Here is a 17,638-nt window from a genome sequence, read left to right as displayed (position 1 = left end):
ACTTTTTAATTTTGACTTTTCATCACTCATCCCGTAAGCTCTTGACAGGATTCATCCTTGCTGTTCTTAGCGCATGGTAGCAGATGGTGCCCATAGCTATAAACAGGCTGATGCCGCCGGTCAACGCAAATACCCACCATTCTACTTCGATGCGGTAATTAAAATCTTGTAACCAGCTTTGCATGGCCCACCAAGCGATAGGTGTGGCAATAAGTAAAGCCAATATTATCAGTTTTAGGAATCCAAAGGATAGCAGCTGGATAATGCGCGATACACTTGCCCCTAACACTTTGCGCACCCCGATTTCCTTGGTGCGCTGTGCCGTGGTATAGGCTGCCAGACCGAACAGTCCCAAACAGGCGATAAATATCGTAATGATGGCGAAGGCCGTGAAGATGCCTTGGGTACGCTGTACATCGTTGTATAGCGAGGCAAAACCTTCATCCAAGAAACTGTACTGTATCTGTTGCTGTGGCAAAAATTTAGTCCAAATGTTGCTGATATCTCGTAGGGTTTGCGTGGCATCGGCTGCTTTGATTTTAACGGATATGAGCGAATTGCTGCCGCCAATAACCATACAAAGGGGATCTAAGCCCTCTTCGCGTAGAGAGCCGAAGATGAAATCTTCAACCACACCGATGATGGTGTAGCTGTTGCCGTTAGTAATGCGTGCACCGATAGGATCTTTGATACCCAGCTCTCTGACCATCCGTTGGTTTACGATCGCAGCTGTCGAGTCGGACGCGATATCCATATTGAAGTTTCGCCCAGCCATCAAATGCAGCCCAAATGTGCTGATGTAGTCTTTATCGACTATCCAAAACTGTCCTCCTTTGCTAGTTTCCACTTGTTGCGTGTCTTCGAGATTAAACGTATTGCCATTACGCTTGGATCCGTCGATATTCACGGGTAGGTAATCGCTAATGGCAACACTTTGTATGCTGGGGATATTGCTGAGTTCATCTTTAAAAACCTCCGCCTGATTGCCTAAGGTTTTTGTTCCATGTAAAACCAAGACTTGGTCTTTGTTGAAGCCAATGTCTTTGTTCAGGATGAAATTAAGCTGTTGGTTGATAATGAGCGTGCCGATAATCAAGATAATGGAGGTGGCAAATTGAAAGATGACCAATCCATTACGGAAGTTGGAGCTACCGCTTGTTGGCGATACGTTGCCTTTGAGCACCGCGATAGGTTTGAAGCTGGAGAGTACGAAGGCGGGATACATGCCCGAAAGCAAGCCTAGGCCTGCTGCCGCAAGTAAGGCCGCAGGCAGAAAGTACCAGCTGTCCCACGGAATGTGCAAGGTCTTATCAGCTAGGTTGTTGAATAGGGGCAACAGCAGAAAGCTGATGGCGATACCTAGAAACACCGAGATGAGGCTATAAAGCAAAGATTCGGTGATAAACTGTTTGATCAAGGCCTTCTTGCTGGATCCGATGGTTTTCCGCACACCGACTTCTTTGGCGCGACTGCTCGCATTGGCAGTAGATAGGTTGATGAAATTAATTACGGCAATAAGTAGGATAAAGCTGGCGATGCCCGCAAAGATCCATACCACCTTGATGTCGCCGCGTTGCTGGGTCTCGATCTTGTAATCGTTTATGTCGGTCGAGTAGAGGTGTATCTTCTCGAGCGGCTGCAGTACGAGCCGTGCGGAATTTAATACTGGATTTACCTGCATACCGGCCTGCAGGATAGCCGGAATGTAATGGTCGTTGATGTATGATTTTGTGAGCTGCTTGGCAAGCAGCTCGGTATCTGTTCCTTTCTTGACCTTGATGTATGTGGCATAATTGCTGGCTACCCAATTTTGCTGTTCGCCGGGGTAGAAGTCGATGCCCGATAGGGTCATAAAGAAGTTGAAACCATAGAGGTGGGAGTTGCTCGGCACATCTTCGATAACGGCATTGATTTTATAGGGTTTTTCTTTATCGTTATTTAGGTAGATGATTTTGCCGATAGGGTCTCCTTTGAAATACTTCTCGGCTTTGCTTTTGGTGATCACGATGCTGTTGGGTTCGTCAAGTGCGCGAGGTAAGGAACCAAACACGGTGGCTAGCGGCAGCATATCCAACAGCGCCTGATCCACGTAGGTGAAGCCATTATCGGCGAAGTTTTCCGGATTTTCATTCGTAGATAACTGATTGCTCCCCGCGCCAAACAAGGGGTTGGAAAGCATCCGTCCCGTCGATTCCACAGCAGGAAATTCTGCTTGGAAGGTCGGTCCGGTAGGTGCCGGCATGGAGATACCCTTGCGGATGATATTGTCTTGCTTGGCTACGCCGACCAAGCGGAATACTTGATCCGCCTCCGGGTAAAATTTATCGTAGCTTAGCTCATGCTGCACGAACAACGCAATAAGCAGGGAAACAGCAATTCCAAAAGCAAAGCCTCCGATTTTAATGGTAGAGAAAAGCCGCTGGCTGCGTAGGTTTCTCCAAGCTATTTTGATGTCGTTCTGTAACATGTTAGAATTTAAAAAGTCAAAAGATGTACCTCCGATGCAACGCAGGTAGTAACTTTTACTATTCATCCCGCAAGCTGTCGATTGGGTTAGCTCTCGCTGCTTTTAATGCTTGATAGCTTACTGATAGGAAAGCGATCAACATGGTTAGTATGCCCGTTAGCAATAGCATCCACCATTGAATCTCTATGCGGTAGGCAAAATCTTCTAACCATTTACGCATACCCCACCACGCTAAGGGACAGGCAATCAAAATCGCAATACCAACCAATTGAATGTAGTCTTTTGCCAAAAGTGCGATGACGTTTACCACGCTGCTACCCAAAACTTTTCGTATCCCAATTTCCTTGGTGCGCTGGTAAGCGGTAAGGGTTACGAGTCCGATAAGGCCTAAACAACTTAAGACGATTGTTACCGCTGTAGCCAAGTTGATGATGCGCGCCTGTTTGATATCAGACTCGTACAACGATTTCATTTCATCATCATAAAAGCGAAAGGTAAAGGGGGCATTCGGATAGAAATGCTTCCACTCTTTTTCCAAAAGGGCAATGGCATGCGGCCAATCTTTTGGAGAGTTCGCTAGACGGATGTTGAATGCTTGCAATACCTGTTTGTTTCGTGAGATACGAATTGCAAGCGCCTCTTTTGCATTATGCAAGTCTTTTTGGTGGAAATCATTAATTATTCCAGTTATCGTAAAAAGCTTACCGTCGAAATCGGACACCTGTTGTCCTACAGCGGCGTCATTGCTTTTGAATCCTAGTCGCGCGCGGGCGCTTTCGTTCAAGAACACGACATTGGCCGTATCACTGGCTAAAGGAGATCGTCCGGCCAAGGTTTTGATCCCGTAAACGTTTAAATAGTCCGGATCGACGTATTTAAATGCTAAGTTAAGCTGCACTTGCCCCGTGTCCGATTTCGCAATTAAGCTATTCCCCCAATGGTTATTGTTTAAAGGGAGGTGCCCCAAGGCGATAGCAGCGATTTCAGGTCGGTTTTCCAACTCGTGTTTATATAAAAACGGATTAACTTCCGCATTTTGATAGGATTTGTACGGAAGCTTAATGGTGATCACTGCATTTTTTTCAAATCCCAGATCGGTGTTCATCATATAGTTTATCTGCGAGGCCACGATAAAAGCGCCGATAACAAATACCTGTGCGATAACAAACTGGAATACGATTAATAGTTTACGTACAGAAAGATTTCCTAGCGACAGTTTGCCCAAACCGTTTATTTTGATAACATCAGCAATATTAACCTTGTTGATCAGATAGGCTGGGTATAAGCCCGCGAATAGCGTCAGTGCGATTAATAGCGTGATCAAAAATATGGCAACAGCTAAGTTGTCGTTGAAGTCATTGATGCCCGGTGGCATAAAATCGTGGAAGAAGTATTGGAAAAACAATACCAAAGGAAAAGCGAGCAACAAGGCGCAAAGACAGATAAACAAGGTTTGCCGTAAAAACTCCAATGTTAGTCGCCCGTTGCGTTCGCCCAAGGTTTTTCGGATACCAATTTCCTTTGCGCGGTGCGGTACTTGGGCGGTGCTTAAGTTGATGTAGTTGATAGCAGCCAATAATGCTAAAAATATACCGACGCCTATGAGGCTGTAGGTCAGGGATTTTTTAGCGCTGTAAGCTCCAGCGGCATATTCTTGGTTAAAGTGTTTTGCTGCCAGTGGCGACAGCACATACCAACTTTTAAATTTGTATTTTTTGTATTCTTCAGCATTGACTTCGTCAGATTTCGCATTGAGGGCACGTAGAAAGCCCGCCTTTTGGGAAGGTTGCAGCTTTAAGTAAAGTAAATGCGCCGAGTTGGAGCTCATCCAATTGCCGCCGGTAATTTCATCTGCCGGTATAGGCATAAATTCCTTTGCGGCAAAACTGCTCGGTTTTTCCAGGTCGGCGACTATACCGGTAATGGTAAACAAAGTGCTGTCGTAGGCAATGGTTTGCCCAATGATGTCATCTACTTCTTTTTTTGGAAAGTATTCCGCAGCCCGCGAATGGGTTAATACAACCGTCTTTGGCTGCGCGATGGCTTTATCCTTACTGCCGGCAAGCCAAGTGTAAGGAACCATATCAAAATAGGCGGGTACGGTACTAACAATGTCTCGCTGCTCGTCAACGCGAAAAGGATCGTTATTTTTGCGATCAACCGCTACGGTCTCATAGTAACGTTCATATACTGGTACGACTTCCTCCAAATCGTCGAACGTTTCCATGATGTAAGGCGCTACAGGCAGTGGTACGCCAGCAAAACCACTTTCTTTGTTTTCGAACAATGATCTTTTACCAACTTGATAAATGTGCTCACCCTCTGGGTGCGACTTGTCGAAACTAAACTCGTAGTTTACAATACGGAAAATGATCCAACAGGCGCTGATGCCAATGGCCAATCCCAATATATTAAGACCGGTAAATAGGCGTCGTTGCCATAGTTGTCGTAAGGTGAGTTTAAAGCTCGTCATAGCTGCAGTATCTAAATGGGGTTAGTCTTTTATCTATTGTTGTATGCTGAGTGGTCGTGCTGTGAGCGTTATACGTTTTCCGTTTCCATAATAACTTGTCCATCCAACATACGGATCACGCGGTCGGAAAACTTGGCATCATGTTCACTGTGCGTCACCATGACGATGGTCGTTCCTGCCTCGTTAAGTTCTGTGAGTAGCTGCATCACCTCGTTACCATTGCTGGAGTCGAGGTTACCCGTTGGCTCATCGGCCAAAATCAGCTTGGGGTTGTTTACCACGGCACGCGCTACGGCCACACGCTGCTGCTGACCGCCGGACAGCTGTTGCGGGAAGTGGTTGCGGCGGTGCATGATCTGTACCTTTTCTAACACTTCCTCTACACGGCGCTTGCGCTCGGCAGCGGGAACATTGGTATATACCAGGGGAAGTTCCACGTTTTCGAAAACGGTCAGCTCGTCAATCAAGTTGAAGCTTTGGAAGACAAAGCCGATGTTGTGCTTACGTAGATCGGATCGTTTGCCCTCTTTAAATTTGGCGACCTCAATGTTGTTAAAAAGGTAACTTCCTTCATCCAAATCGTCTAACAGGCCAACGATATTAAGCAAGGTTGATTTTCCACAACCTGAAGGGCCCATTACAGCGACAAACTCGCCTTCTTTGACATGAATATTCACATTGTTCAAGGCTACCGTCTCCACCTCTTCGGTGCGATAATATTTTTGGAGGTTTGTTATTTTGATCATGTTATTTAGTTAATTTCTTATGTTCAATGTTCTGTTTGTCAATTGATGTTTGTGCTAGTTGTCACGTAATGTTTTGGTCGGGTTTGCATTGGCCGCACGCAGCGCTTGCGTGCTGATGGTAAATAACGCAATAAGTAGGGCTAGGGCGGCAATGATAGGGAAAACAACCCAGGGCATATCCATACGGTAATTGTAACCTTTCAACCAATCGTTCATGAAGTACCAGGCGATAGGGAAAGCAATGAGACAGGATAGGCTGACCAAGATAAGAAACTCGTAATTCAGCATCTTGACCAGTCGCGCAATGGAAGCACCCAATACTTTACGGATGCTGACTTCTCTCGCTCTTTGTTCGGCAGAGTAAGCCGAAAGACCGAGGAGGCCGAGGCAAGAAATAATGATCGCGAGAATGGCAAATAAACTGGCCAGCTTTTGAAGCATCATCTCGGTGCCGAAGTAATTATTGAATGTCTCGTCCAAGAACTGGTAGCTGAATGGAAAGTCGGGATTATACTTCTTCACAATTCCTTCTATCTGTTTTATGACATCTTGTAGGTTGGCGCCCTGCGCTGTTCTTATATTTAACACCCCACCGGTATAACCATATGCATATCCAATAGGCATAGGTGCTAGCATCAGGGGTTCTGCGGTACCGTAGATGTCGTTGTAAACATAGTTGTCTACAACACCTGCAACGGTGAATGTTAAACCGTTCATCTTGATTATTTTTCCAGCAACCAATCCGTCCGGCTGAATTAATTTAGCGAAGCTTTCGTTGATCAAAACAGCGGAGCTATCACCTAATAGGTTTGGCCTAAAGTTTCGGCCATCCTTCACCTTGATATGCAGCGCGTCTGTAAAATCTGGATCAACAAAAGTGAATCCGATGAGGATGGATGATTTAGGGTCTTTACCATCCCATTCAAATCCAGAAGTATTGGATCCGACATCGAGCACGTTGTTGATGCTTAATCCGACGGATTCGATACTGCCCGTTGCTTTCAACTCTTGCTTGATGACATCCATATGCGCTGGCATACTACCCTGTATGTTCGTCGTGATCACCTGGCTGCGGTCAAATCCTAAATCCCGGTTTTTGGCGTGGCGTACTTGAAGATAGATGATCGATGTGCAGATCATCAAAATGATGGCTGCGGTAAACTGCGTAATGACCAACACCTTGCGTATGATGTTACTTGATCCGGCGGCCCGTTTGCCACCTTTTAAAGTGGTTAGGGGAGCAAATGAGGATAGAAAAAAAGCAGGATAGCTGCCTGATACTAGGCCACATACGACAACGATGGACACAATAAAACCAAGATGCTTCCAATTGTCAAGCTCAATAGCCAATTCTTTATAAACAAAAGTATTGAATGAAGGAAGCCCTAATTGAACCAAACCTATGGCGAGCAGCCCAGCAATAAATGCAAAAACAAGGGATTCGCCAAGGAATTGTAGTATCAATGATTTTCTCCGCGCACCGACGATTTTGCGCATGGCTACCTCTTTGGATCTTTTCTCGGATCTAGCGGTGGACAGATTCATAAAGTTAATGCAGGCAATTAATAGTACCAACCACGCGATGGAGCTGAATAATCGGATGCTTTTAATTTTACCCTCTTGTTCAACCCCTTGTTTAAAGGTATTGTACATTTTCCAGCGTTCCATGGGATACAGAAAGTTTTTATCAATGCGATCGTCGGATCCCTGTTTAATGTTGACATAAAATTCCAGTTTGTCGTTCACTGCGCCCAAGTCTGCTGTAGGGGCTAGTTGCACTAGCGTCATTACGCTATTGTTGCCCCAATGGGAATATCCAAACTCGGGTTTAGCGATCTCCAACTTCTTAAGGTCTATTATCCATTCGTAGCGGAAACTAGAGTTTTTAGGGAAATCCTTGGTTACGGCAGATATGGTAAACACCTCATTATTATCAAATTTTACTGTTTTTCCAAGGACTTCCGTGTTTCCAAAAAGCTTTACCGCAGCAGACTCGCTTAAAACGATGTTACTAGGGTCTTTTAAAGCCGATTTTAAATCACCTTTTAAAAATTCAGGCGCTAAAATGGAAAGAATCTCTGGATCGGCATAATAGCCAAATTGATAAAGTTGCTTTTCGCCTACCGTAAAGAGGTTGCTGCTGCCCCAGTTTAATCTTCCGGCGTGTAATACCTCAGGAAACTCCCGTTGAAATTCTTTGGCGAATGGGCCGGGGGTAGCTTCGAACACATTGATGTTCCCATCATAGGTCTGTTGAGATTTTGTGATATAGATATCTTTTTTATTAACAAAATTATCATTCCAAGATACTTCGTCTTCGACCCAAAGGAAGATTAGCGCCGTGACAGCAATGCCCAAAGCCAATCCTAAGATATTCAAGAAGCTATACCCTTTGGTTTTCCAAAGGTTTCTGATCGCCGATCGTAGAAAGTTTGCTAGCATAGTCGTATAATAATTAGCGAATGTTCAATTCTTGTATTTTATCGTATGTTTCGTAGCTGGATACGATTACTTTGTCGCCAGGTTCCAATCCGCTCACCACCTCATAATATTCTGGATTTTGTCTGCCTAGTTGTATATCGACACGATAGGCTGTTTTGCCCCCTTTATCCAATTTAAAGATCCAGTTGCCCCCTGTTTGTTGATAGAAGCCTCCTTTAGCGAGTAGCAAAGCTTTTGTTTCGTCACTTAGCGCCAGGCGTATTTGCAAGGTTTGCCCACGGCGGATACCTTTTGGAATCTCGCCTACGAATTCCATGTCCACTTGAAAGCGTCCGTTGGTGACCTGGGTGTACACTTTTTTGATCTTTAGCTGGTAGTTTTTGCCGCTGATGGAGAATTGGCCAACCTGCTCGGTAAAGATGCGGTTGATATAGTGTTCATCAATTTCCGCTCGCACCTTAAAGCCTGTCAGCACGTCTATTTGGCCCAGACGCTCACCGGCATTCTTATTTTGCCCGATTTCGGAGTCAAAGGATGTCAGCTGTCCATCTACCGGCGCGCGAACGATCAGGTCGCCAACTTTTTGCTGCATCAGCTGTAGCGCACTCTGGGTACGTTGGTAGGTTTCGCGGTCTTGGTTGGCCTTTTGGCTAGTGGAAATGGAATCTTGCCGAAGAATCTGCTGGGTCAATGTCACCCGCTCCTTTTGGTAGTTGTATTCATTCAGGGACTTTTGATATTCTTGGCTACCGATTGCTTTCTCCTTGTATAATTTGCTATTTAATCTGTAGATGCGTTCGGCTTCGCGATAAGCGAGTTCAACATCGGCCATCTGGTTGCGGTTATTGATCGAAACCTGTTCGGCATTCGTGCGTGCTATTTGTGCTTGGGTAAGTAGATTCAATACCTGCGTTTCTTGGTTTACCAGGCTAAGCTCTTGGTCGGTATTCGACAGGCGCATAATGGCATCTCCTTTTTTGAGGATGGCACCATCTTCCACAAACTTTTCTTCCACGCGTCCGCCGACGGAGGCATCCAAGTAGATGCTACTGATGGGCAATACCGTTCCGTTGATGGGAATAAACTCCTGAAATGTTCCCTCCTTAATTTCCACGATGCTGATGCGATCGGCCTCGACGTTTAGCTTGCTATTTCCACTGGAGAAATAATAGCTGGCGCCAATAAGGCTAACGAGTGCAACGATGCCTACGAGCGTTAAAATACGTCTCGTGTTCCATTTCTTCTGTTCTATCGGTCTGTCCATTAAAATTTTAAGGTCAAATATGTAAAAATTGGCGGTTCCCTATCTACCGTTGCTAATAGCCTATACAAACTCATGCCATTTTTTTAATTATCTAAATATCAGATGTTTACTTTGTTTTTCAATATGCGGGTGTTCGTAATCGGACAGTTGCTGTTCGCTGTTGGACAGCCTTGGCGGGAACTTTATACCGTTAATGAATCATTTTTGAAGGAAAACGTCCGATTGTCCACGCTCGTACAGCGACTGTCCATATTCGGACAGTTTATCGCATGTGGTTATTGTATTTTGTTCTTTTATAAGTATTTATGTGTTTGGCACGTGCTGTGTGTATGGCAGGGAAACAGTATTGAATGAAAAATTTTCTCAGAGCCAGCTTGTTGATCCTTGTTTGCTGCGGCAATTTGACTGCGATCATGGGGCAGACGTCTCAGCGCCTTTCCTTGGCGGATTGTATCGCGCTCGCTATCAAAAATAATCCAATGCTACAGCGGTCCGAATTGGAATTGTCTCGCAATGAGGTGAACTATAAACAATCGAAGTATAATCGACTTCCCGCTATAGCGGGCAATGTTGGACATAGTTATAACGAAGGACGAAGTATCAACACCACAACGAATCAGTTCGTAGACAACAACTATTATTCCGGTAGCCAATCCCTATCACTCAGCGCGCCTATTTTTCGCGGCTTCGAGATCTTGCATGATATCCGTCGTAAAGCTAGCGCGCGCCAGGCTGGCAAATTTGAATTTGAGAGCGCCATCAATGAGTTGAAACTCGACGTTATCGAAGCCTATATTCTCGTGTTGACATCGCGCGACATGTTGCAGCAAGCCGAAGGCCAGCTCGCTGTGACGCAAGAAAACCTGCGCAGGGCAACCGTTATGCAGGGCGAAGGAGCCATCAACCCCGGAGATTACCACGACCTCAAGGGACAGGCCTATGCCGAGCAAAATACCTTGGAAAACACCAAAAGGGATCTTTACAATAATGAGGCTCGATTAGCGGCGCTGCTCTACCTACCCGTAGCAGAATTACCTTCTTTACATCCTTTGGCTATGCCCTCGTCGGTTGCTTCGTCTTCGGAGACGGAACTTTATGAAGAGGCGTTGCAGGTATTGCCAAACTTTAAAGCACTTGATTGGCGTATCCGAGAAGCGGAACAAGCAATTAAGGTGGCCAAGTCCGCCTATTATCCGACGCTATCGCTGGATGCTGGAATCAGATCTATCTATTCAAGCGTGGATGTTTTGGGCTACAACTACTGGCAACAATTGGTGAATTACCCCTCAAAAGCGATATCGTTGAGCCTGAGCGTACCTATTTTCAGCAGGATGGCGGTACGCAGCCAGGTAAAGCTAGCTAAGCTTAATTTAGAAGAAGCGAAATGGAACAGGAAGATACAAGAAAATGATATCCGAGAAGAGACGGCCAAGACCGTATTCAGTATGCTAACCTTGAAAAAAAATGTGCAGAACCTGCAGGAGCAGGAGTTGAGCTATCAAGAAGCATTCCGTATTGCGCAAGTACATTTTGATGCGGGAAACAGCAACTCTGTATTATTCCTGACCGCGAAGAATAAATTGGATAATACGCGGAATGAGTTGCTGATCAGGCAATATCAGTGGCTATTGCAGAAATATTTCAATGATTATTACGCGGGATTATTGGAATTGTAAGTATCTTAGTGTTTTATGAAAAAAGCCACCATATTAATCGTTGATGATGACCAAGACCTGTTGACGGCCGTACGTATTCTGCTGCGACCTAAGGTCAAGCAGGTTATCGTCGAGAAAAATCCAGAGCACTTAATGAATATTTTGAGCCGCGAGGCGGTGGATGTGGTGCTGCTGGACATGAATTTTAAAAGTGCCATCAACACGGGTAACGAAGGTCTCTTTTGGCTTGGAAAGATCAAAACGGCTTATCCACAGATCAAAGTGGTCATGATCACGGCCTACGGTGCGGTCGATCTGGCTGTCCGTTCTCTGAAACAAGGCGCGTCGGATTTTATTGTAAAGCCTTGGCAGAACGATCTATTGTTGCAAACTTTAACTACTGTTTTTGAAGAGATTAAAGCTTCGGGCGACAGCAAGCCGATTACAGGCAAAAAAAAGGATGAGATCGACCTCGTCGGTAGATCGGCTATCATGGAAGATCTGCAGTATAAGATGGACAAAGTTGCACCGACGGAGGCAAACATTCTTATTTTGGGGGAGAATGGGACAGGAAAGGATTTGATTGCGCAGGCCTTGCATCGTCGTTCTTTACGGAATAAGGGGCCTTATATCAAAGTGGATGTGGGAGCGCTCACGGATACGTTGTTCGAGAGCGAGCTGTTCGGATACAAAAAAGGGGCCTTTACGGATGCGCGCGAAGACCGTCAGGGACGTTTTGAAGCCGCGCAGGGCGGAACCTTGTTTCTCGACGAGATTGGTAACATCAGCTTGCAGCAACAAGCTAAGCTGTTGAGCGTATTGCAAAATCGACAGGTTATTCCACTTGGTTCTTATCAGGCAATACCCGTTGATATCCGTTTGCTCAGCGCGACCAATGTGCCGCTAAAAGCCTTAGCGGATGAGAGCCGCTTCCGGAAAGACTTGATATATCGTATAAACACGGTGGAGATACAGGTGCCCCCATTACGTAGCCGAGGGGAAGATATTGTGCTGCTGGCTAATTATTTTTTGGATTTTTACAACCAAAAGTACCATAAAAATATAGAGGGATTGGAGCGGGAAGCGTTGCTAAAGCTCAGGAATTACCATTTTCCGGGAAATGTTCGCGAGTTGCAGTATAGCTTGGAGCGTGCCGTTATCATGGCCGAGCGTCAGAGTATCCGGGATATCGATATCCTTTTTTCGCCCATTGAACAGGAACCTGCAGCCGAGGCTCTAATGGCCTCAACAAATGTATCTACACAAAGTTTAGAGGAGATGGAACGGAAAGCAATTCAATCGGCTATTGAACGTTATAGTGGCAATATCAGCAAAGCTGCTCGAGAACTAGGCCTGACCAGGGCCGCATTGTACCGACGCATGGAAAAATATGACATCTAATCGCATGGGACGCTCGGGAATCTTCTTTTTCTTAAAGATTGTTTTTTTATTGCTGGCGGCAATCTGTATTGCCTACTTGCTGTTCTTGAAGTTGTACATATACAGCAGCCTGTTGTTTGTAGTATGGCTTTTTATCGGTTACGGCTGGTTCCGTGCGGAACGTAGATTGCTTGGGCACGTGCTCGACTTTGCGGAGGCTGTACGCTATCGCGACTTCACCAGGCGCTTTGCGGTTAAACAACCCGAAACCATGGAAGGACGGCTGTTTTCTGCTTTTAACCAGATCAATCAAGTATATAAACAAATTAGTATCGATAAGGAAATCCAACACCAATACCTCAATAAAGTAATCAATATGTTGGATTCGGCCATTATTTTTTACCAGTCCGATTCGGGGAAAGTGATTTGGATTAATGACGCGTTTAAACAACTGTTTCAAACGCCACATTTGGGTAATATCCGAGGGTTGACAAAACGGCACCAAGAGCTCTACGAAAAGACCATTCATATGAAACTTGGGACACAGCAAATGGAAACCGCTAGTTCTGCTGTAGGAAAGATTAAATTGTTGATGCATGGTTCGGAGTTTGAAACGCAGGAAGGTACCTTCCGTATTGTCGTTTACCAAAATATCAACGAAGCAATAGATGCTACCGAAACAAAGGCCTGGCAGAAATTGCTGCGGGTGCTTACGCATGAAATCATGAATTCCATCGCACCGATCAGCTCATTGGCGGAAACCTTGCACGAAAGACTGGAAAAAGGTTATGGGGAAGATGATATAGATGACCTCAAGGTCGGAATATATACGATCAAACGGCGAAGCGAAGGCTTGCTGCAGTTCGCTAAAAGCTATCGTCTTATCAACCGTGTCGATGAACCCAACCTGCAAGAGGTGCAGCTGAAAGTACTTTTCGAAAGTATTTACCAGTTGTTGGAACCTACGCTACTGCAAAAATCTATTGAGTTTGATATCATCCTAAAAGATACGAGATTGATACTCAGAGCGGATATTAATTTGGTGGAGCAAGCATTGATCAATCTGCTGCTCAATGCTATTGAGGCGGTAAAGGATGTTGCTACACCCTATATCAGTATTGCCGGCCTGCATCGAGATGGTTATACCGTTATCAAGATACAAGACAATGGTTGCGGGATGCCCGGAGATATTCAGGAACAGATTTTTACCCCTTTTTTCACGACCAAGAAATCTGGGAGTGGGGTTGGGCTAACATTGAGCAAACAGATTATGCTGCTGCATAAAGGAAGCTTGTTCGTAGAAAGCGAAGAGGGGAGGGGCAGTACTTTTATTCTACAGTTTCAGGCATAATAGTTCATAAAAGGCATATTTTTGCGCCATGGGATATTATTGGGCACTTATCAAGCATTTTATAACCGCTAATAGTCGGCACGGAACGCATTCGCCATTTGTTTACCGATTAGCCGAACAGGTTGTCTACGCGAAAAAAACAAGCGGCGTTGCTGCTGTTGCTATGCCTAGGCACTTTCCGTGGGGATATCGTTTGCTTTTGCAACAAATATTGCCATTTTGCGGGGTGTCTGGTCTCGGTACTTTACATGAAGGAGAGGATAGCGCAGCCATTTGGGTAGACCTGGATGACGTATCTGCGGAGAGGATCCTTCACCTCGTGGAGCGCGGCAAAATTCTCATCGTTCACGAGCCCCATAAAAGGGAAGCGATATGGGATACCCTAACAGCAAATGAGCTGGTTGTGGTGAGCATCGATCTGTTTCACTTTGGCATGCTGATGCATCGGGATGGCCAACGTAAGGATCATTTTATTTTGCGGTATCCCTATTGGAAAAAGAACGGATCAAAACGCCTCGCTAATACTTAAATAGAACCCCTTTTGTTGCTTTTCTCCTGGTCTTTTCTCGCCGAATGCATAATCGAATCGTATCGTGCTGTTGTGTTCTAGGCTGAAGAAATAGCGGATCCCGGCTCCATAGCTCGGCACCAAGCGAAGATGCCGTTCGGGCGAGAAGGTCCCCCCCGTTCCGCCAAAGCCCACAATCCCGAAACGGGGCATAAAGCGGTAGCGCAATTCAGCTTGGGCCGTGGCATAGTTCAGATCTTTATATCGACCAAGATAGTAACCGCGCATGGTCATGTCGCCACCAAGATCCCGATAGGCATAAAATGGGACGTTTTTGCCAAATGTCCCACGATAGAGGAGTTGCCCAGCCATCGTCAAGGTCGGGGCCAGTTTTTTGAAGATGCGCAGATCGGCTTCCAATTCGCTTCCGGTGAAATTGTCTCCCTGAAAGAAGTTGGGCGAATAGTCATATTTTAATCTTGTGTAAAGACCGTTGGTGGTATAAGTGGTATTGTTTCGCGTGTCATACAGCGAAGATATGCCCAGCGCCAAGTATTGTCCGCCAAGTTTACCCAAAACATTGTCGCGATCAAATATGCCGCCAGTCTCTCGATCGTCGAAACGGAAATGCTCATATTTGATGTTCAAACCGGCGTACCAGTTTGGGACAATCTTTTTTTCCCCATCGAGCTTGGCCCGGATAAGCTTCTGACCAATGAGGTCCTCATCCGCGAGCCACGTGTCGGAGCCTAGGCCATAGAAGTTGAATGGCCAATCGCGGTAGCGAAGTTCGGAAAGTATATGGTAGTCGTTGTTTTTTGTCCAAATATCTGACGTGAGTTTTGCGTTTTTCTGTTTCTCGGTAGTTAGCGTACCAATCAACGTGATATTGGATGTGCGGCTGTTCAGATCAGATTTGTCTAAATAAAAATTATAGGTTCCGGCAATACCATATTCGAAGCCAGACTCCTGCGCATAACCTACAGCAGGAAGAACAATCAGGCTAGCTCCTCTGGTGGAATCGTTTTCTGATGAAAGGAACCGCTGGATCAATTTTTTAACGACGTTGTTGTCTTGTGCATGTGCCGGTAAAGCGAAAAAATTCGAAAGGAATAGTGTGCTGAATAATATATTTTTGAAGTTCAATGTCAAATTCATGGGTAACGATGGCGAAGCCGCTTAAAAAATGCGGTGCAAGATGTAAATTATTTCCTTGCATATCAAGTATATGGTCTAATGAGCGTTCTTTTTTTGCGAAATATTTTTGAAGTATGCTTGGAGTAACTATCTTTGCATCATCAAAAACGAACGGTGTTTGGCGGTTCGAGGATGATAAAAAAAGAGTTCTTTAACACGATAAAAAAAAGTTTTTAAAAAACTTGCAAATATCAAAAGTAAATGAGATTTTTGCACTCGCTATCTAAATAGATAGAAGTTCTTAAAAGAGAGTTTTTTAAAATAATATGCCTCTTTAGCTCAGCTGGTAGAGCAACTGACTTGTAATCAGTAGGTCATTGGTTCGATCCCGATAAGAGGCTCCAAAATGCAATTTCGATTGCAGGTATGGAGGGGTTCCAGAGCGGTCAAATGGGACGGACTGTAAATCCGTTGCTTCGGCTTCGAAGGTTCGAATCCTTCTCCCTCCACACTTTTTAACTGTTCGAAGCCTGTTAGCAGGTTTCGAACAAAAAAGCGGAAGTAGCTCAATTGGTAGAGCGATAGCCTTCCAAGCTATAGGTTGCGGGTTCGAGACCCGTCTTCCGCTCATTTTTTTAATGTTTGATTAAGTCTCTGTCTTTTTTTGATGAACGTATCTAAATAAGGTGGAGGCATTTATCTGTAATTAAGCTTTTAGGAAAGCCGAAGTAGCTCAGGGGTAGAGCACTTCCTTGGTAAGGAAGAGGTCGTGGGTTCAAATCCCATCTTTGGCTCACATAACCAAAAGTTTTTACTTTTGTAAAAAGGATTAAATAAGAAATATTTTATAATTACTAATTCGCATAAACATGGCAAAAGAGAAATTTGACCGTAGTAAACCGCACTTAAACATTGGTACTATCGGTCACGTTGACCACGGTAAAACAACTACTACAGCCGCTATCACTAAAGTATTAGCTGATAAAGGTTTGTCAGAAGCTCGTTCATTTGATTCAATTGACTCTGCTCCTGAAGAAAAAGAGCGTGGTATCACAATTAATACTGCACACGTTGAGTATTCAACAGCTAACCGTCACTACGCACACGTTGACTGTCCAGGTCACGCGGATTATGTGAAGAACATGGTTACTGGTGCTGCTCAGATGGATGGTGCTATCATCGTTGTAGCGGCTACTGACGGTCCTATGCCTCAAACGCGTGAGCACATCTTGTTGGCTCGCCAAGTAGGTGTACCTGCTCTAGTTGTATTCATGAACAAAACCGACTTAGTAGACGACGAAGAGTTGTTAGACTTAGTAGAGATGGAAGTTCGTGAGTTGTTGTCATTCTACGAATTCCCTGGTGATGATATTCCAGTAATCAAAGGATCTGCATTGGGAGCGTTGAACGGCGAGCCTGAGTGGGTTGAGAAAATCATGGAATTGATGGATGCTGTAGATAACTACATTCCAATTCCTCCACGTTTGACAGAATTGCCTTTCTTGATGCCTATCGAGGATGTGTTCTCTATCACAGGTCGTGGTACAGTTGCTACCGGTCGTATCGAAAGAGGTGTGATCAACTCAGGAGATCCAGTTGAGATCTTAGGTATGGGTGCTGAGAATTTGAAATCTACTGTAACAGGTGTGGAGATGTTCCGCAAGATCTTAGATTACGGTGAAGCTGGTGATAACGTAGGTTTGTTGTTACGTGGTATTGAGAAAACTGATATCCGTCGTGGTATGGTTATCTGTAAACCAGGTACTGTAACGCCTCACACTGATTTCAAAGCTGAGGTTTACGTATTGTCTAAAGCAGAAGGTGGTCGTCATACACCATTCTTCAACAAATACCGTCCGCAGTTCTACTTCCGTACGACTGACGTTACCGGTGAAATTTCTCTACCAGAAGGTACAGAGATGGTTATGCCAGGTGATAACATCACAATTACGGTGAAATTGATCAACGCAATCGCGATGGAAAAAGGTCTACGTTTCGCTATCCGTGAGGGTGGTAGAACAGTAGGTGCTGGTCAGGTAACTGAAATCTTAGCGTAATCTTTAAGATACGTCTATTATAAGAAAACAAGCTAATTGGCTGATGCTGATTAGCTTGTTTTTTCTCTTGATGGGACGATTTAAAAACAAAAAAAACAAAAATAATATTTGCGGCAATAGTGCTTAAACGCTATATTTGCAGCAGTAAACGAATTCTA

General features: G+C 44.9%; 11 protein-coding genes and 4 tRNA genes. 9 read left to right on the top strand and 6 right to left on the bottom strand.

The genetic code is table 11. The annotated features are described in order from the left end of the window. Positions 1-22: 22 nt before the first annotated feature. The 5 genes from IE165_RS02990 to IE165_RS02970 all read right to left on the bottom strand — a co-directional run bounded on the left by IE165_RS02990 (position 23) and on the right by IE165_RS02970 (position 9,392). Positions 23-2,467: an FtsX-like permease family protein gene (locus IE165_RS02990; protein WP_189625119.1), complete on the bottom strand. Its 2,445-nt coding sequence runs from the start codon at positions 2,465-2,467 to the stop codon at positions 23-25. Between the two features lie 58 nt (positions 2,468-2,525). Then, positions 2,526-4,940: an ABC transporter permease gene (locus IE165_RS02985; protein WP_189625118.1), complete on the bottom strand. Its 2,415-nt coding sequence runs from the start codon at positions 4,938-4,940 to the stop codon at positions 2,526-2,528. A 68-nt stretch (positions 4,941-5,008) separates the two neighbouring features. Beyond that, entirely contained in the window at positions 5,009-5,686 is a 678-nt protein-coding gene (locus IE165_RS02980; protein ID WP_189625117.1) for an ABC transporter ATP-binding protein, read from the bottom strand. Between the two features lie 54 nt (positions 5,687-5,740). After that, on the bottom strand, positions 5,741-8,128 hold the full coding sequence (locus IE165_RS02975; protein WP_189625116.1) for an ABC transporter permease: 2,388 nt from the start codon (positions 8,126-8,128) through the stop codon (positions 5,741-5,743). Between the two features lie 13 nt (positions 8,129-8,141). Beyond that, a complete protein-coding gene (locus IE165_RS02970) occupies positions 8,142-9,392 on the bottom strand; it encodes an efflux RND transporter periplasmic adaptor subunit (protein WP_189625115.1) in 1,251 nt (416 codons plus the stop codon). Between the two features lie 350 nt (positions 9,393-9,742). Between IE165_RS02970 and IE165_RS02965 the strand changes: the two genes are divergently transcribed. Genes IE165_RS02965 through IE165_RS02950 form a run of 4 tightly spaced genes read left to right on the top strand, consistent with a single transcriptional unit; the run spans position 9,743 to position 14,307 of the window. After that, on the top strand, positions 9,743-11,068 hold the full coding sequence (locus IE165_RS02965) for a TolC family protein (RefSeq protein WP_189625114.1): 1,326 nt from the start codon (positions 9,743-9,745) through the stop codon (positions 11,066-11,068). Positions 11,069-11,083: 15 nt separating this feature from the next. Next, positions 11,084-12,448, top strand: a complete 1,365-nt coding sequence (locus IE165_RS02960) for a sigma-54-dependent transcriptional regulator (protein WP_189625113.1) — start codon at positions 11,084-11,086, stop codon at positions 12,446-12,448. Next, positions 12,438-13,778 (top strand): sensor histidine kinase, encoded by a 1,341-nt coding sequence (locus tag IE165_RS02955; RefSeq protein ID WP_229826306.1) that lies wholly within the window; start codon positions 12,438-12,440, stop codon positions 13,776-13,778. Before IE165_RS02960 ends, IE165_RS02955 begins: the two co-directional genes overlap by 11 nt. 28 nt (positions 13,779-13,806) lie before the next feature. Next, entirely contained in the window at positions 13,807-14,307 is a 501-nt protein-coding gene (locus IE165_RS02950) for a hypothetical protein (protein WP_189625112.1), read from the top strand. Here the strand turns inward: IE165_RS02950 and IE165_RS02945 are convergent. Then, a complete protein-coding gene (locus IE165_RS02945; protein ID WP_189625111.1) occupies positions 14,284-15,444 on the bottom strand; it encodes a BamA/TamA family outer membrane protein in 1,161 nt (386 codons plus the stop codon). The genes IE165_RS02950 and IE165_RS02945 overlap by 24 nt on opposite strands. A gap of 307 nt (positions 15,445-15,751) precedes the next feature. Between IE165_RS02945 and IE165_RS02940 the strand changes: the two genes are divergently transcribed. The 5 genes from IE165_RS02940 (at position 15,752) to tuf (ending at position 17,480) form a co-directional block, all read left to right on the top strand. After that, positions 15,752-15,827, top strand: a tRNA-Thr gene (locus IE165_RS02940). A 24-nt stretch (positions 15,828-15,851) separates the two neighbouring features. Next, positions 15,852-15,932 (top strand) — tRNA-Tyr (locus IE165_RS02935). 46 nt (positions 15,933-15,978) lie between these two features. Beyond that, positions 15,979-16,051: transfer RNA gene (locus IE165_RS02930), tRNA-Gly, on the top strand. Between the two features lie 94 nt (positions 16,052-16,145). Beyond that, positions 16,146-16,217: transfer RNA gene (locus IE165_RS02925), tRNA-Thr, on the top strand. 75 nt (positions 16,218-16,292) lie between these two features. Beyond that, positions 16,293-17,480: an elongation factor Tu gene (gene tuf / locus IE165_RS02920; RefSeq protein WP_133639251.1), complete on the top strand. Its 1,188-nt coding sequence runs from the start codon at positions 16,293-16,295 to the stop codon at positions 17,478-17,480. The last annotated feature ends 158 nt before the right edge of the window (positions 17,481-17,638 follow it).

It is taken from the genome of Sphingobacterium griseoflavum (genome assembly GCF_014653155.1).
GTDB lineage: Bacteria > Bacteroidota > Bacteroidia > Sphingobacteriales > Sphingobacteriaceae > Sphingobacterium > Sphingobacterium griseoflavum.
Note: the sequence above shows the minus strand (reverse complement) of the source record. Positions and strands in the feature narration are given on the sequence as shown.

Coding starts and splice junctions, on each gene's coding strand:
- IE165_RS02970 (WP_189625115.1), bottom strand. CDS start 9,392: ATGGACAGACCGATAGAACAGAAGAAATGGAACACGAGACGTATTTTA.
- IE165_RS02965 (WP_189625114.1), top strand. CDS start 9,743: ATGAAAAATTTTCTCAGAGCCAGCTTGTTGATCCTTGTTTGCTGCGGC.
- IE165_RS02955 (WP_229826306.1), top strand. CDS start 12,438: ATGACATCTAATCGCATGGGACGCTCGGGAATCTTCTTTTTCTTAAAG.
- IE165_RS02960 (WP_189625113.1), top strand. CDS start 11,084: ATGAAAAAAGCCACCATATTAATCGTTGATGATGACCAAGACCTGTTG.
- IE165_RS02985 (WP_189625118.1), bottom strand. CDS start 4,940: ATGACGAGCTTTAAACTCACCTTACGACAACTATGGCAACGACGCCTA.
- tuf (WP_133639251.1), top strand. CDS start 16,293: ATGGCAAAAGAGAAATTTGACCGTAGTAAACCGCACTTAAACATTGGT.
- IE165_RS02945 (WP_189625111.1), bottom strand. CDS start 15,444: ATGAATTTGACATTGAACTTCAAAAATATATTATTCAGCACACTATTC.
- IE165_RS02980 (WP_189625117.1), bottom strand. CDS start 5,686: ATGATCAAAATAACAAACCTCCAAAAATATTATCGCACCGAAGAGGTG.
- IE165_RS02975 (WP_189625116.1), bottom strand. CDS start 8,128: ATGCTAGCAAACTTTCTACGATCGGCGATCAGAAACCTTTGGAAAACC.
- IE165_RS02950 (WP_189625112.1), top strand. CDS start 13,807: ATGGGATATTATTGGGCACTTATCAAGCATTTTATAACCGCTAATAGT.
- IE165_RS02990 (WP_189625119.1), bottom strand. CDS start 2,467: ATGTTACAGAACGACATCAAAATAGCTTGGAGAAACCTACGCAGCCAG.